Raw genomic sequence first — 15271 nt, forward strand, 5'->3', positions numbered from 1 at the left:
ACACCGACGCGCCGCAGGATTCGGCGCGGCTCTGGCGGGTCAGCGATACCGGTTGTAGTCGTCCATGGGCGAGCTGCGCACCGGGCGGGTGTCGCGCCCGGGCGTCATCATGATGAGGACGCGCCGGCCCTTGCCCGGCAGCTTGAAGTAATCCTCGACCGGCGCGTACCCGGGCCGGGTCGCTTCGACCGAGATGTCGTAGTCGAGGAACCCGGCGCCGAACTCGTCGATCTCGAGCGAGAAGGTCCCGTCGGGGTTGGACACGCCGGACGCGACCATCTTGCGGTTGAGCTTCTGGGGATCGGTCCACACGCGCACCGTGACGCCCCCGATGCCGCTCGCGCCGGAGAACTGCGGGTCGTTCGCATCCAGGAACGTCGCGTACCCGACGTCCCCCGGCACGACGCGCCCGGAGAGTGTGTAGCTCGAGCAGGCGGCGAGGGTGGAGAGCGCGAGAACGCCCGCCGTCGCCCCGACGCGGCCCCAGAACGAACGCTTCGCTGTCGTGATGCTCACCTGGCCGGTTCCTCGTCTTCGATCGCGCCGACCGTCTCCATCGCGGTCGTCACGGGGTCCTCATCCGCACGGACATCGTGGTCGGTTTCACTGGTCTCGCCGGTCGCGTGGTCGAGGGGCTTGGCCTCGAGGAGCGACGCGAAGGCGCCCTCCTCGACGCTGGGCAGGTCCTTCACGCTTGCGAGGCCGAAGAGCTCGAGGAAGTGCTTTGTCGTGCCGTACAGCATCGGGCGACCGAGTTCCTCGGCGCGGCCGACGATTGTGACCATGTTCCGCTCGACGAGGGTTCGCAGCACCTCGCCGCAGGCCACGCCGCGGATGGCTTCGAGCGAGGCGCGGGTGATGGGCTGCTTGTACGCGACGACGGCGAGCGTCTCGAGCGCGGCGCGGCTGAGCTTCTGGCTGGCGCGCGCCTGGTGGAACTTCGCGATCGCGTCGGCGAAGGCCGGGAGCGTCATGACGCGCACGCCACCGGCGACCCGTTCGATCCTGAAGGACCGCCCTGTCGCCTCGTACTGCTCGTTGAGCGAGTCGATGGCCTTCTGGATGGCCTTGGACCCGCCCCGCTCCACGCCCACGCCCAGGGCCTCGGCGAGCTTCCCGGGCGAGACGGCCTTGTCGAGCGTGAGGAGGACCGCCTCGACCGCCGGAGCGAGGGTCGAGAAATCGGTCAGGGGGTCAATTTCCTCCAGATTCTCGTCGTTCTCGGTCTGGGCTGGCAAAGAGGACGAATCCTGCGATTCGGGCGGGGTGTGAGGGTCGTGCGGGACGGACTTTTCTTCGTGCGTGTTTGCCACGGTGTTCACCGCTTGCATAGTACACAGGAGAGGAGAGCCGATCGCGCGACCCCCGAGGAGGAAGTGGAGTCGCCCGATCGGAGAGACGATGGAACGCCTCACACGCCGGCTGCGTACCCACTGATGCGCACGGCGCGAGAGCGCACCCGCGAACGGCCAGCACCGTCGGGATGGAATCCCGGACGATCGACCCCTCGCGGACAATCGAAGGGATCACGCCGCTTATGGCACGTCTGAACGACGAACAGTACGCAAGCGTCCTGATGAACCAGCTCCGGAACGATCTCGCGAAGTCGCAGGCGATGAGCGTCCGCGCCACGGTCGTTTCTCGAATGGCGGACGAGATCGAGCTCGCGTCCAACCACCTCAGCGTCAGCGACGACTCCCGCCGCACGATGCGCGAGCTGGCCCGCGAGGTCCGCGACGAGCTGCGTCGCGCCAGAAAGGCGCTCCTGGACCCTGCGCCGGTCGAGCAGACGCCTACGCCCTCTCACGCCGTCGCCTGACGCCGCATCGCGGCTGATCTCGACGGACCTCCCGAGGCGTACCATCGCCCGCTTCCTCACGACAGGGACCGGCCTTGGGCGCACCGACCGCACACCATCCAGACGCTGGATCGCGTTCCCCCCTGCGCGAGATGTTCGTCGTCGCCGGCCCGGCGATCGTGACGATGCTGTCGCCCGCGCTGATGCACTTCGTCGACGCGCGACTCGTCGCCGAGCTCGGACCCACCGCCGTCGCGGCTCAGGGCAACGGGTCGATGATCGCTTACTCGATCATGGCCTTCTTCCTGGGCCTGCTCAGCGTCGTCAACACCTTCGCGTCGCAGAACTTCGGGGCCAAGCGCCATCGCCAGTGCGGTCGCTACGGCTGGACCGCCGTCTGGCTCTCGCTCGCCTGCTCGATCGCGGTTCTGCCGATGGCGCTGCTCGTCGAGCCCGCGTTCCGAGCCCTCGGGCACGCCGAGCTCGCCCCGGGGCTGCTCCGGCTCGAAACCCAGTACGCCGTCATACTCCTCACACTCGCCTTCTTCCCGGGCGTCGCGGCGCGAGGCATTAGCCAGTTTTTCTACGGCGTGCATCGCGCACGGATGGTCATGCTCGCGACCATCGTCGGCAACATCGTCAACATCGTCGCCAGCTACGCGCTCATCTTCGGGGCTTTCGGCCTCCCGGAGTGGGGAGTCGCAGGCGCCGCCGTCGGGACTGCGCTCGGACACATCGTCGAGCTCGTCATCATGATGGGCGCCTTTCTCGGTCGCTCGTTCGACACGCCCTTCCGAACAAGGGATTCCTGGAGGCCCGATGTCCAGGCGATCCGCGACGTGCTGCGCCTCGGCTGGCCCACGGCCCTCCACTGGGGCACCGAGGTCGCGTGCTGGGGGCTCTTCATGGCGTGGGTGGTCGGTCGGTTCGGCCCGGCCGACACCGCCGCCGGCTACATCGCGCTCCAGTGGATGAAGCTCGGTTTCCTCCCGGTCATCGGTCTGTCGCAGGGCGTCAGCGCCGTCGTGGGCGCCCAGGCAGGCGCCCGGCGCCCGGATCTCGCCCTCGCGCGCGGCATGCTCGGGCTCTACCTCGGGATGCTCTACATGGGCGCCCTCGGGGTGCTCATGATCCTGTTCCGAGAGCCGATGGCGCGGTTCTTCCTCCCGGACTCGGCCGGGACCGACCCGGTCGCCCTCGAGGAGGTGCTGACCATCGCGACCCGGGTCATCGTGCTCGCCGCCTTCATCCAGGTCTTCGACGCGATGGGCATCGTCATCAGCGGCGCCCTACGCGGCGTGGGCGACACACGCTGGCCCGGCGTCTTCGTGGTCGCATGCGCCTGGGTGCTGCTCATCGGGGCCGGGTGGCTCGTCGGCGAGCTCTTCCCCCAGTGGCGCAGCGTCGGTCCCTGGCTGGCGGCGGCGGCCTACCTCTCCGTCAGCGGCATCGGGCTGCTCTACCGCTTCCGCAAGGGCGCGTGGCGCGATTTCGACGTCCTGCGCACCAACGATCCACCCCCCGACCCGGCCTGAGACGGCGGGCCCGGGCCGTCCTATCCTTACCATTGCACTCCCCGGGCGGGCCCGGCCCCCCGACCTGACACATCTTCCCCTCTGCGGAGCACCGGCTGTTCATGAGCCAGAACCCTTTGGACATGGTGATCGGCGTCGACGAGTCCGTCGCGCGCGATCCGGATACCGCCGCCCGTCATCGCAAGGCCGGCATCGAGGCCGACCTGGCGGGTGATCGCGCGCGCGCCATCGCCGAGTTCCGCAAGGCGCTCTCCGCCGACCCGCACGACCCCGACTCGATGTTCCGGCTCGCCTACCAGCTCGATCTGATGGGCGAGGAAGACGAGGCGGTCGCGCTCTACGAGCGCTCCCTCGAGATCGGCCCCCCTCGCATCAACACCCTGATGAACCTCGCGGTGCTCTACGAGGACCGCGCCGAGTTCGCCCGCGCCGAGAAGTGCCTCAAGCAGGTGCTCGACACCAACCCCAACCACGCACGCGCGCGCCTCTTCATGAAGGATGTCCACGCGTCTCGCGAGATGGTCATCGACGACGACGGCGACCGCGATGTCACCAAGCGCAACGCGCTCTTCGACACCCCCGTCACCGACTTCGACCTCACCGTCCGGGCGCGCAACTGCCTCAAGAAGATGAACATCCGCACGCTGGGCGACCTGCTCCGCGTCACCGAGGCCGAGCTGCTCGGCTATCGCAACCTGGGCGACAACACCCTCGTCGAGATCAAGCAGATGCTCGCCTCCCGAGGCCTGCGCCTCGGCCAGCGCGTCGACGAGCGCCGCCGCCAGTCCCGGCGCGAGCTCTTCCAGTCCCTGCAGGGCGGCGGCGAGGGCGCACTCAGCAAGCCCGTCTCCGAGATCGACTTCTCGGTGCGCGTCCGCAAGGCCCTCCAGCTTCTGGGGGTCCAGACCCTCGGCGACCTCGCCGCTCGCACCGAGGCCGAACTCATGGGCGTCAAGAACTTCGGCGCCACCTCGCTCACCGAGGCCCGCCAGAAGCTCTCCGAGCACGGGCTCAAGCTCCGCGAACTCGACTTCTAAAACCGACACGCCCCATCAATGATCCACGCGGCCGCGCCCAGCTCGACTGGACGCGGCCGCTTCGCTTTGTCATCATCCCTCCATCATGACACCCACCGCCCGCCGAGCACGGACGCGACGCGCGGCCCTCCACGCCGCCTCTCTCGCGTCCCTCACCGTCCTCGCCGCCGCGCTCGCCCTCAGCGCCGCGTCGTGCAACTCGCTCTCCCCCACGCGCCCGCAGCCGACGACCGGGCCCTCGGTGAGCGAGGGCGCGCCGGTCATGCGCGTCCGGCTCGGCAACTCGCGCGAGAGCGCCGAGTTCTCCTCCGACGGTGTCATCGAACTGCTCGTGCTCGGCCCAACCGGCGCGTCCTTGCGCACGCGCGCCGGGGAATCCGTCACCGTGTCTCACGGCGAGCTCGGCTGGACCGCGCGCCACAACAACACCGAGCGAAGACTGGGCGCCGGCACGCTCTCCGTCCGCCCGACAGGTTCGCAGCCCATCCGATTCGCCAACGGCCTCCACGAGGGCGAGTTCACCCTCTTCCCTCGCGCGGACCGGTCGCCCGGAGTCTTCGATGTGGTCGAGCGCGTCCCGATGGAGGTGTACATCGCGGGCGTCATCGCGAAAGAGCTCTACCCGAACTGGTCGCCCGCCGCCTTCGAGGCACAGGCCATCGCCGCACGCTCGTACGCGATGCACGAACGCCAGCGCCAGATCGTCGCCAAGCGCGAGTGGGACATCGAGAGCACCGACTCCGACCAGGTGTACGCAGGCGTCGCGATCAACCCCACAGCACTGCGCGCCGCCCAGAACACCGCGGGGCGTGTGCTGCACTTCAACGGGCGACTGCTGCGCGCGTACTACTCCTCGACCTGCGGCGGGCGCGCGAACTCGGCGCGCGACATCTGGCCGACCGGCCCCGGCTTCGAGTTCAACCTCGTCGCGCCGATCCAGGCCTCCGAGCGTGTCTGCGCCTGCGACGCGTCCCCTCTGCACCGATGGACCGTCAAGCGAACCAAGGACGACGTGGTCAAGCGCGTCGGCGCCTACGGCGCCGCCCAGGGCATGGCGGTCCGTTCGATCACCTCGATAAAATCAATCACCCCCGAACGCAGCAACGCCGTCGACCGCCCCACCCGCTTCCGCGTGACGGACGAGCAGGGCAAGTGGTGGTCCATGACCGCGGAGGACATGCGCCGAGCGCTCAACGCCGCAGCCCCGGGCCTCCCGGCGATCACCCGCGACGTGCGCGTCCACAGCGCCGACTTCGAGGCGAAGTTCACGCCGACGGGCGCCGAGTTCATCGGTCGCGGGTTCGGCCACGGCGTCGGCATGTGCCAGTTCGGCGCGCAGGGCTTTGCGCTGCGTGGCGAGTCCGCCGACCAGATCCTCCGGCGCTTCTACCCCGGCGCCACGCTGGCGAACGCCTACTGATCGTCTAGAAGCGATACACGAGCGTCACGAAGTAATCGAAGTCGTTGTTGGCGATGTCCGGGCCGGGATCGGACTCGAAGCGGTCCTCCACGCCGATCGCGAGCAGGAGCGACTTCTGCTGGTTGAGCGCTACTTCGATGCGTGCGCGGCTCTCAAGCCGGTACTCCTCGAACGCGCGCAGGTCGGGCAGGTAGAGAGCGCCCGCCGCTAGCGACAAGCGGGTGTTGACTCTGTGGGTGAGCTCCACCGACGCGAGCCCCTCCGGGTACGAACGCGGGTCGGGACCGCCGAAGTCCTTAGTCACGCCCCCGCCAAGCCGGCCCGTCAGCCGGGTTCGCTCCGAATCGAAGATCGGGACTCCGAACCCGCCCGCGACGCGCCCCCTCCAGTCGAACGCGCGAAACTCGTCGTACTCATAGCCCCCCTCCACGAACGGGCGCAGCGAGGTTGCTTCGCGCTTCCATTCGTGTCGTGAGCGCAGCGCGAGCCGGTTTTCCGCGTCGGCGCCCTCGGTGCGGCGGAAGCGGTACGAGCCATCGAAGTTCAGGCGGGTACGCTCCGATTCACGCAGCAGACTCGCCGAGCTGCGAACAAGCGACTGCTGGGTGTTTCCCTCCGAACCCGTGAGCCCGAACTCGAACGAGCCGGTCCATTTCGGCGCCGCCGCCTCGGGACCGGCCGAGGTCGCGTCCGGCACCGGCGAGTCGCGGAGAACCGGGTCCTGCACGGGCTGCGCGGGTGGCGTCGCCGGGAGCGCCGTGGTCTGAGGGTCCGACGCGCCGCCCTCGGTCACGATCGTCGTCTGGGTGATCCTCCCCAGAGGCACACTGACGCGTCCGAGCACCGGGTGCGAGAGCCCGATCGCCCCGTCGCCGCGGCTCACGATCTGGCCGCGGATCGTTTCACCTGTGTCGAGCGTGATGATCGCCGACTGCTGCCCGGGCGCCGGCTGGGCTGCCCACGCCGTCGCCCAGCCGGACAGGCAGGCGAGCCACACGGTCGTCGCCGAGATCCACCGAACCATGGTCGCCTCCTTGCGTCGCTGGTCGTCTGTCGCGGCGTCACGCGGCCGCCTCTGGAGAAAAGTAGTCGATCGGCTCCCCGGTGCAAACCACCCCGGTTCAGGAGAGCGCGACCCGCAGCGCCTCTCGCGAGAGCGAGCGAGGATCGACAAGCTCGCGCACGATCTCGGCGCACGCCAGGCGCTGACCGGGCCACATGCACGCATGGTCCGCATCGCCCGCGCTGATCCATCTCGACGCGTCGTGCTCGTCGTTGAGACGGGGCCCGAACTCGACCGTCACCCTCGCCGCGAAGCGGGGGCCGCACACCACGGCGTCAATGGGGGCCACATAGAACGGGTGCACCTGCTCGAGCGCGTACAGCCCCTCGCACGCCGCCGATCGGACATCGAGACCGACCTCCTCGCGCAGTTCACGGATCGCGCACGCGGCGCTGCGCTCGCCGGCCTCGCAATGGCCGAGGACAGGGTGCCAGGTCCCACGCATCGGCTCGCGAGTGCGCCTGAGCTGGAGGAACTCGACGCCGGCGCCCTCGAGCACACGGAAGATGTGGACCTCCACGATGTCGGCGCGGATCGACGCGCCGGCGCCCGCCCGCACCTGGCGATACGCGCTCACGGGTTGGTCCCTCCGAGCGCCGCGACGACCGACGCCGCCTTCGCGAGCGTCTCTCGCCATTCTTCCGCCGGGTCGGACTCGGCGACGATGCCCGCGCCGACCGGGAAGGTCAGCTCACCGCGGACGCGATCGATGTCGCCGGTGGTCGCCACCCCTTCGATCGTGGCCGTGCGGATCGCGACGCTGAGGCGCAGAAGCCCGCAGTCACTCAGGAATCCGATGGCGCCGCAGTACGCACCCCGTGCGAACGGCTCGAGCTCGTCGATGACCTGCATCGCGCGGATCTTGGGCGCGCCGGTGACGCTGCCGGGCGGGAACGAGGCGGCGAGCACCTCGGCGAAGCCCGCCCCCTCGCGCAGCGTTCCCCGGACCGTGGCGACACCGTGGTACACGCCGGTCGAACCGGCGCCGGACGCGTGGCGTTCGATCTCGCGGTCGCGTTCGACGCGAACGCTGCCGACCTCGCACACGCGCGAAAGGTCGTTGCGCATCAGGTCGACGATCATCGCCAGCTCCGCCGAGTCCTTCCCGCTCATCGCGAGGGATTCGGCCGACGACGCTTCACCGGCGTCGCGCGTGCCCTTGATCGGCCGGGTCACGATGTCGCCGGTCGCGAAGTCCGTCTCGAGAAACAGTTCCGGGCTGATCGACGCGATCGTCCGTCGCGTCCGGGATCGCCAGTCTTCAAGGAGCGCCCCGAACCAGGGCTGCGCGACGCCGTGCATCCTCAGGAACGCTCCTCGCGACGACCCCTCGAACCCGCAGCGCATCTGGTGCGCGATGTTCGCCTGGAAGATGTCGCCGGCGTGGACATACTCGACAGCCCTGGCGACGGCGCGCTCGTACGCGGCTTGCCCCTGCACGCTCGCCAGCCCGTCGACGACGAACCCAAGGTCCCTATCGGCATGCTCCCCGATACGCGGCAGCGCGTCGACCGCGCCGTCATCGACGCCGCAACCGAACCACCGATCGGTCAGCCGGTCGTAGACATACGCGCCGTCGCACCGGGCCAGCCAGCCGCGCCCCGAGCCGGGCGCCGGCGTCTTGTGCGCCCATCGGGCCGTGGGCTCGAACGCCACCCCGGCGTCATAGCCGATCCAGCCGACCCAGCCCCCGACGAAGGCCGGCGCATCGGGATCTCGGCCGGCGCTATGCGCTCCCTGAGCCGACAACGAGCGCAGAGCGCGAGGGATGTCCGCGTGTTCCGCAAGGTCGAGCACCGGCCCGGTCAGAGGGGCGAGCACGCTCCACCTCGACCATCGCGACGCGCGTTCGCCCCCTGACAACAGCGCCGCCAGCGGAACATTCCCGGGCCAGCGCGCCACGACCCCCTCCGGCGTTCCGAGATGACGCACGGGGCGCACGACGCCGGCTCGGTGGCTGGGTGTCACGGTCGTCACGTGCCGATGGTATGGTGGCGACGAACCCAACGCCCTCGGAGACACGACGCCCATGCCAGCACCACGCCCAGCGAGCAGGGCCACCAAGACCATCGCCCAGACGCACCGCGCGATCTACGCCTTCGCCAACGGCAAGGCCGACGGCGACGCGTCGATGCGCCAGCTCCTGGGGGGGAAGGGCGCCAACCTCGCCGACATGACCTCCATGGGGCTCCCGGTGCCCCCGGGCTTCACCATTACCACGAAGGTCTGCGCCGACTTCATCGCGGCCGGGCGCCGCCTCCCCAAGGGTCTCGACGCCGAGATTCGCGAGCACATCGGCAAGCTCGAGCACGCGACGAAGAAGTCCTTTGGCGGCGTCGACAACCCCCTACTCGTCTCCGTCCGGTCGGGCGCCGCCGCCTCGATGCCGGGGATGATGGACACCGTCCTGAACCTGGGGCTGACCGACGAATCGATGCTGGGTCTCGCCCGCGCGACCAAGAACGAACGATTCGCCCTCGACGCCTACCGGCGACTGATCAGCATGTTCGGCGATGTCGTGATGGGCGTCGAGCATCAGGCGTTCGACCGCGCCCTCACCGAGATCAAGCAGCGACTCGGCGTCGCGACCGACGCCGAGATCCCGCCCGACGCTCTGCGCGACCTGTGCGCCGAGTACAAGCGGCTCTATCGCGAGCACACCGGCGAGCACTTCCCCCAGGACCCCTACGCCCAGCTCCATCTCGCGATCGAGGCGGTCTTTCGAAGCTGGGACACGCCCCGCGCCGTGCGCTATCGCCAGATCAACGAGATCAAGGGCCTGCTCGGCACCGCGGTGAATGTGCAGGCGATGGTGTTCGGCAACATGGGCGACGACTCGGGCACAGGCGTCGCCTTCACGCGCAACCCGTCCACCGGCGAGAACGAGTTCTACGGCGAGTTTCTCGTCAACGCCCAGGGCGAGGACGTCGTCGCCGGGATCCGCACGCCGCGCCCGGTGAGCGAGATGCCGGCGTGGAACAAGGGCGTCCACGCGCAGCTCCTGAAGATCAAGAAGACGCTCGAGAAGCATTACCGCGACGTGCAGGACCTCGAGTTCACCGTCGAGCGCGGCACGCTCTACATGCTCCAGACGCGCACCGGCAAGCGAACCGGGCACGCGGCGGTGCGCATCGCCGTCGAGATGGTCAACGAACGGCTCATCACTCGCGACGAGGCGATCATGCGCGTCCCCGCGGGCGACCTGACCCAGCTTCTCCTGCCTTCGTTCTCGGTCGACGCGAAGAAGAAAGCAGACGTGCTGTGCCGCGGGTTGCCGGCCTCGCCCGGCGCCGCCGTCGGCAAGCCGGCGTTCACGACCGAGGAAGCCGTGGAGCGCGCCGCGAAGGGCGAGCGAGTCATCCTGGTTCGCAAGGACACCAGCCCCGAGGACATCGACGGGATGCACTCTTCCGCCGGCATTCTCACGAGCACCGGTGGCATGACCAGCCACGCGGCGGTCGTCGCTCGCGGGTGGGGGAAGTGCTGCGTCGCCGGCGCGAGCGAGATCCACATCGACGAGCACGCCGGGAAGTTCACCGTCGGTAAACGGTCGTTCACGCGCGCCGACGTCATCTCGATCGACGGCGCGACCGGCGAGGTCATGGCGGGCGCCGTCGCGACCTCCGAGCCCAAACTCTCCGGCGAGTTCGCGACCCTGATGAAGTGGGCCGACGCGAAGCGGACGCTCGGCGTGCGCACCAACGCCGACACCCCCGGCGACGCGAAGCGTGCCCGGGAGTTCGGCGCAGAGGGCATCGGGCTCTGCCGCACCGAGCACATGTTCTTCGACGCGCAGCGCATCTCGGCGATGCGCGAGATGATCCTCGCCGAAACGCGCGAGCAGCGCGAGAGCGCGCTGGCGAAGCTCCTGCCCTACCAGCGCGAGGACTTCGTCGGGATCTTCACCGCAATGGACACCCTCCCGGTCACCGTCCGCCTCCTCGACCCGCCCCTCCACGAGTTCCTCCCTCGCGAGGAGGCGGCCCAGAAAGAGATCGCCAAACGGCTCGGGGTCCCGCTCGATCGCGTGCGCCAGCGCGTCTCGCAGCTGCACGAAGCCAACCCGATGCTCGGGCATCGCGGAGTGCGTCTCGCCATCAGCTACCCCGAGATCGCGGTCATGCAGACCACCGCGATCGTCGAGGCCGCCATCGAGTGCGCGATCGCCGGGCTGCGCCCAAGGCCCGAGATCATGATCCCCCTCACCGTGATCGACTCCGAGATGCGCGTCCTGCGAGCGCTCGTCGAGAAGACCATCGAGCAGGTCCGCGCCGCGAAGGGCTTCACGCGCAAGCTCCCCATTCCCATCGGCACGATGATCGAGGCCCCTCGCGCCGCGCTGACCGCGCCCTCGATCGCCGCCCACGCCGACTTCTTCTCCTTCGGCACCAACGACCTCACCCAGACAGCGTTCGCGTTCTCACGCGACGACATCAACTCCTTCCTCCCCCACTACCTCTCGAGCGAGATTCTCCCCAGCGACCCCTTCCAGACCCTCGACCCCGAGGGCGTCGGCCGGCTCGTGCGCCTCGCGACGGACGAGGGACGCGCCGCCCGTCCCGGGCTCAAGGTCGGGATCTGCGGCGAGCACGGGGGAGATCCCGCCTCCATCCGCTTCTGCCACGAAGCCGGGCTGGACTACGTCTCGTGCTCCCCCTTCCGCGTGCCGATCGCCCGGCTGGCCGCCGCGCAGGCCACCCTGCGCCTCCGGTGAGCGGACTCTGAAACCCCGCCCGGTTTCGCCCCAACAATGGGGTGCAGTCTGCGCCCGACCCGCTCACCGAGGAAGATGACATGGCCCGCCCCTTCGCCGCCGCCCTGCTCGCCGGCTCGCTGATGACCATCCCCGCGATGACGCCCGCCGGCTCGACGGCCCTCGCGTCGTCGTGGCTGACGAGCGACAGCGTCGCGCTCGCGCAGCCCTTCGCCGACGCGCTGCTCGCACGCACGGGCCCAACCCTCGATGAGGACCAGCGCGACGCTGCCGGAACCGCCCTCTCAGCGGCGGCGCAGGCGGAGCCGCGCAACCCGCGGTGGCCTCTCGCGCTGGGGGTGCTGAGAATCACCGAGAACAAACCCGCCGAAGCCAAGTCGCTCATCGAGAAATCGATCGGGCTCGACGCGACCATCGCCGATGCGCATTACTGGCACGCGACCTCGATTTTCTCGACGATCAACGACGCCAGCATGCTCGCGAAGGGGCGCCTGGCCGGGCAGGGCAAGAGCGCGCTCGAACGGGCCGTCGAGCTCGCCCCCGACTACATCACGGCGCGGATCGCGCTCGCCGAGTTCTATCGCAACGCGCCCGGCATCGCGGGCGGCAGCACGCGCAAGGCGCGCGATCAGGCGGAGGCGCTCCTGAAGATCCCCGGCGGCGAGGCGCAGGGCCACCGGCTGCTGGGCGCGATCGCGATGAGCGACAAGAAGTGGGCCGACGCCGAGCGTCACTACCGCGACGCCGTGCAGGCGAGCGGCGACGACGCCTCGCGCGCGTCCGTGCTCATCTCGCTCGGGTACGGGCTCCTGCTCGAGAAGAAGGACGCGAAGGCGGCCCTCCCCCACCTGCGCGAGGCGTACGACCTGCGCGCGAGCGACCCCGACACGACCACGCTCTATCTCTACGGACGCGCGCTCGCCGAATCCGGCGCGTGCGTCGACGCCATCCCGCTGCTGGAGCGCGCGATCGCGAAGAACCCCGATGCGAAGAACTCCCGGCTGACGCTCGCGGACTGCCTCGCGAAGCAGGGGCGCCGGCAGGAAGCGATCGCGCAGTACGAGGCGTTCATCGAGCGTTTCCCGAGCGACGACCTGACGAAGCAGGCGAGGCGCTCGCTGCGGGACCTTCAGAAGAAGTAGCCCGATCGCCGGTTACTTCAGGCGCTTCTCGACCGTCTCGAGAATGATGCGACCCAGGTTCTCGTCGCCGCCGGAGTGGACGGTCACCTTGGTCACAGCGTCGCTGTCGCGCGCCGTCAGGATGCGGATCGAGGTGCCGCGCGCGTTGCGGGCCCTGACCTCGCCGGCGAGCGCGTCGCGCTTCTGCTCCTGGATGTCGTACTTCAGGTCGTCGCGCAGGGCCGCGACCGACGCGTCGTGAACCGTCGCGATCGACCCGGGCAGGTACGCCTCGAGCGTGCGCAGCGGTGTAAGCGTGTAGGAGGTCCCCGACTTGGTGGAGCCGGAGCACGCGCCGAGCCCGACGCCGACAACCACGAGCAGGGATCCGAGGACAAGAGCGCTGACGCGACGCGTGCTGGGCATGGGGGTCTCCTGAGTGCGGCGGGACGAGCTCCCGCTGAGGGTGACACTGTACCTCGCCAGGGCCCCGAGCGTCGACGCGCAGGGATACGCTCCGCGTAATGTCGCCTTCGCTCTTCCTCGCCGCCGCGCCACACCCGGACGCCGCGCCCGGTTTCGGCGCCGGCACGGCGGGGATCCTCTTCGCCGGGGCGCTGTGCGCCGTTGTCGCGTTCGCGCTTCGCCGTCGCCTGTTCGACGACGCGGCGATCCGGCGTCGCGCCGACAGGGCGGGCCTGGTCCAGCCCCTGCACTGGTTCCTGATCGGGCTCGCCGGCTGGTGGACATGGGCGGTTGCGGGGTCATTGCTGGCGTCCGGGGTCCCGGCGGCGCGGAGCCCGGACCATCCTCTCCAGGGCGCCCTCGTCTCGCTCGGGGCGTATGCCGCCGGGCTCGCGGCGAGTGGTGTCCTCGCGAGTCTCTGGCTCGATCGGATCAGGGCGGCGGGCCTTTCCGCCGCGTGGCGAGACCCGCTCCCGGCCGGCGTCGCGTGCCTTCTGGGATTCCCCATCATCCTTGCGACTGGGATCGTGTCGTTCGTCGCGGCGTCAGCGGTGGCTGGATTGACCGGCGGCCCACCCCCCGATCGCGTCGCGCACGAATCGCTGCGCGAACTCCTGACGCCCCGCGAGGGCGTCTCGACCGCGCTGCGCGTCGGTGCGCTGGCCTTCCACGCCGTCGTCCTCGCGCCCGTGTTCGAGGAGATCGTCTACCGGCTCTGCCTCCAGAGCGCGCTGGTGGCCGCGTTCCGGCGATCATGGCTGGCGATCGCGCTGTCATCGGCGATTTTCGCACTCGTCCACGCCGGCTCGGTCCCGCTGCACGCGATGCCGGTGCTGTTCGGCGTCGGGGCCCTCTGCGGTGTGCTCTTCGAGCGGACCGGCCGGATCGGCCCCGCGATCCTCGCCCACGCCGCCTTCAACGCGCTCAATCTTGCGATGGCGCTCGCTGGCGACCCAGGTCCCCCCGGCGTCTGACCCGGCGCCTCGCCCCGCTCCGGCGCATACCCTCTCGGCCTATGCCCAGCGCACCGAGCACGACATCGCACCGCCCGAGGATCCTGACCGGCGACACCCCCACCGGCGCCCTGCACCTGGGGCACTATGTCGGCAGTCTCGAGAACCGGCTCCGCCTTCAGGAGAGCTACGACTGCTACTTCCTGCTGGCGAACATGCACGCCTACACCACCCGGGCCGAGAAGCCCGAGGAGATCCGGCGCGACACCATCGAGATCGCGAAGGACTGGCTCGCCGTGGGCATCGACCCCGAGCGCAGCACGCTGGTGCTGCAGACCGAGATCCCGGCGATCGCTGAGCTGACGTGGTTCTTCGCGATGCTCATCCCGTTCAACCGCGTGATGCGCAACCCTACGCTGAAGACCGAGATCGAATCCAAGGAACTTGGCGACAAGTACTCGTTCGGCTTCCCGATGTACGCCGTGGGCCAGTGCGCCGACATCCTGGCGTTCAGGCCGGAGCTGGTGCCGGTGGGTGAAGACCAGGTCGCGCATATCGAGATGTGCCGCGAGGTCGCGCGCCGGTTCGACGTGGTCTATTGCGGGGTGGATCCACACGCCGAGGACAAAGACTTCCCGACGCTGGGCGGCGTGTTCCCCGTGCCGCAGGCACTCGTCGGGCGCATCGGGAGACTCGTCGGGATCGACGGGGTGCAGAAGATGTCGAAGTCCCTCGGCAACGCGATCCTGCTCGCGGACGACCCCAAGACCGTGCAGAAGAAGGTCAACAAGATCTTCACAGGGCGCCAGTCCCCCACCGAGCCCGGCGATGTGAACAACGCGCTCTTCCAGTTCGTCCGCGCCTTCATACGCGACGAGGGGCGCGTCGCGGAGCTCGAGGATCGCTACTCGCGCGGCGACGACATCGGCGACGGGCACATCAAGCAGGAAGTCGGGGCTGCGATCAACGCCCTGCTCGAGCCGATCCGGGAGCGCCGCGCGGCGCTCGACGGCCCCTCGGGGGAATCGACGATCCTGGACATCCTCCGCGAGCACACCCGGCGGGCGAACGCAGTCGCCGAAGAAACCCTCTACCAGGCCAAGGAAGCGATGGGGCTTGGCTATTTCCGGCGCGAACTGAAGCCGATCTGAAGCGTCAGACCGCC

General features: G+C 69.5%; 14 protein-coding genes. 8 read left to right on the forward strand and 6 right to left on the reverse strand.

Features of this window, described 5'->3' with window-relative positions; genetic code table 11:
- Window positions 1–39: 39 nt before the first annotated feature.
- Both KF684_01010 and scpB read right to left on the reverse strand, forming a co-directional pair.
- On the reverse strand, window positions 40–516 hold the full coding sequence (locus KF684_01010) for a hypothetical protein (GenBank protein MBX3351485.1): 477 nt from the start codon (window positions 514–516) through the stop codon (window positions 40–42).
- On the reverse strand, window positions 513–1322 hold the full coding sequence (gene scpB / locus KF684_01015) for an SMC-Scp complex subunit ScpB (protein ID MBX3351486.1): 810 nt from the start codon (window positions 1320–1322) through the stop codon (window positions 513–515). Before scpB ends, KF684_01010 begins: the two co-directional genes overlap by 4 nt.
- Window positions 1323–1537: 215 nt before the next feature.
- Here scpB and KF684_01020 point away from each other — a divergent pair, with 215 nt between their 5' ends.
- The 4 genes from KF684_01020 to KF684_01035 all read left to right on the forward strand — a co-directional run bounded on the left by KF684_01020 (window position 1538) and on the right by KF684_01035 (window position 5790).
- Window positions 1538–1819: a hypothetical protein gene (locus KF684_01020; protein MBX3351487.1), complete on the forward strand. Its 282-nt coding sequence runs from the start codon at window positions 1538–1540 to the stop codon at window positions 1817–1819.
- 131 nt (window positions 1820–1950) lie between these two features.
- A complete protein-coding gene (locus KF684_01025) occupies window positions 1951–3333 on the forward strand; it encodes an MATE family efflux transporter (GenBank protein ID MBX3351488.1) in 1383 nt (460 codons plus the stop codon).
- A 101-nt stretch (window positions 3334–3434) separates the two neighbouring features.
- A complete protein-coding gene (locus KF684_01030) occupies window positions 3435–4370 on the forward strand; it encodes a tetratricopeptide repeat protein (GenBank protein ID MBX3351489.1) in 936 nt (311 codons plus the stop codon).
- A gap of 85 nt (window positions 4371–4455) precedes the next feature.
- Entirely contained in the window at window positions 4456–5790 is a 1335-nt protein-coding gene (locus KF684_01035) for a SpoIID/LytB domain-containing protein (protein MBX3351490.1), read from the forward strand.
- Window positions 5791–5794: 4 nt separating this feature from the next.
- Here KF684_01035 and KF684_01040 read toward each other — a convergent pair whose 3' ends face one another.
- The 3 genes from KF684_01040 to KF684_01050 all read right to left on the reverse strand — a co-directional run bounded on the left by KF684_01040 (window position 5795) and on the right by KF684_01050 (window position 8830).
- Window positions 5795–6814 carry a DUF481 domain-containing protein gene (locus KF684_01040; protein ID MBX3351491.1) on the reverse strand — a complete coding sequence of 340 codons (1020 nt, stop codon included), beginning with the start codon at window positions 6812–6814 and terminating at the stop codon, window positions 5795–5797.
- Between the two features lie 97 nt (window positions 6815–6911).
- Window positions 6912–7430 carry an NUDIX domain-containing protein gene (locus KF684_01045; protein MBX3351492.1) on the reverse strand — a complete coding sequence of 173 codons (519 nt, stop codon included), beginning with the start codon at window positions 7428–7430 and terminating at the stop codon, window positions 6912–6914.
- Window positions 7427–8830 (reverse strand): anthranilate synthase component I family protein, encoded by a 1404-nt coding sequence (locus KF684_01050; GenBank protein MBX3351493.1) that lies wholly within the window; start codon window positions 8828–8830, stop codon window positions 7427–7429. Before KF684_01050 ends, KF684_01045 begins: the two co-directional genes overlap by 4 nt.
- 52 nt (window positions 8831–8882) lie before the next feature.
- On the opposite strand from KF684_01050, the gene ppdK reads away from it, so the two are divergent.
- Together ppdK and KF684_01060 are read left to right on the forward strand one after the other, a co-directional pair.
- Window positions 8883–11567 carry a pyruvate, phosphate dikinase gene (gene ppdK, locus KF684_01055; protein MBX3351494.1) on the forward strand — a complete coding sequence of 895 codons (2685 nt, stop codon included), beginning with the start codon at window positions 8883–8885 and terminating at the stop codon, window positions 11565–11567.
- A gap of 80 nt (window positions 11568–11647) precedes the next feature.
- Window positions 11648–12709 carry a tetratricopeptide repeat protein gene (locus KF684_01060; protein ID MBX3351495.1) on the forward strand — a complete coding sequence of 354 codons (1062 nt, stop codon included), beginning with the start codon at window positions 11648–11650 and terminating at the stop codon, window positions 12707–12709.
- 12 nt (window positions 12710–12721) lie between these two features.
- On the opposite strand, the gene KF684_01065 is transcribed toward KF684_01060, so the two are convergent.
- The gene (locus KF684_01065; protein ID MBX3351496.1) at window positions 12722–13114 is read right to left on the reverse strand and encodes a DUF3568 family protein; all 393 of its coding nucleotides are present in this window, start codon (window positions 13112–13114) and stop codon (window positions 12722–12724) included.
- Window positions 13115–13212: 98 nt separating this feature from the next.
- Here KF684_01065 and KF684_01070 point away from each other — a divergent pair, with 98 nt between their 5' ends.
- Both KF684_01070 and trpS read left to right on the forward strand, forming a co-directional pair.
- A complete protein-coding gene (locus KF684_01070) occupies window positions 13213–14127 on the forward strand; it encodes a CPBP family intramembrane metalloprotease (GenBank protein ID MBX3351497.1) in 915 nt (304 codons plus the stop codon).
- Window positions 14128–14168: 41 nt separating this feature from the next.
- The gene (gene trpS / locus KF684_01075) at window positions 14169–15257 is read left to right on the forward strand and encodes a tryptophan--tRNA ligase (GenBank protein ID MBX3351498.1); all 1089 of its coding nucleotides are present in this window, start codon (window positions 14169–14171) and stop codon (window positions 15255–15257) included.
- Window positions 15258–15271: the final 14 nt, after the last annotated feature.

Source organism: Phycisphaeraceae bacterium (assembly GCA_019636675.1).
Lineage (GTDB): Bacteria > Planctomycetota > Phycisphaerae > Phycisphaerales > UBA1924 > JAHBXC01.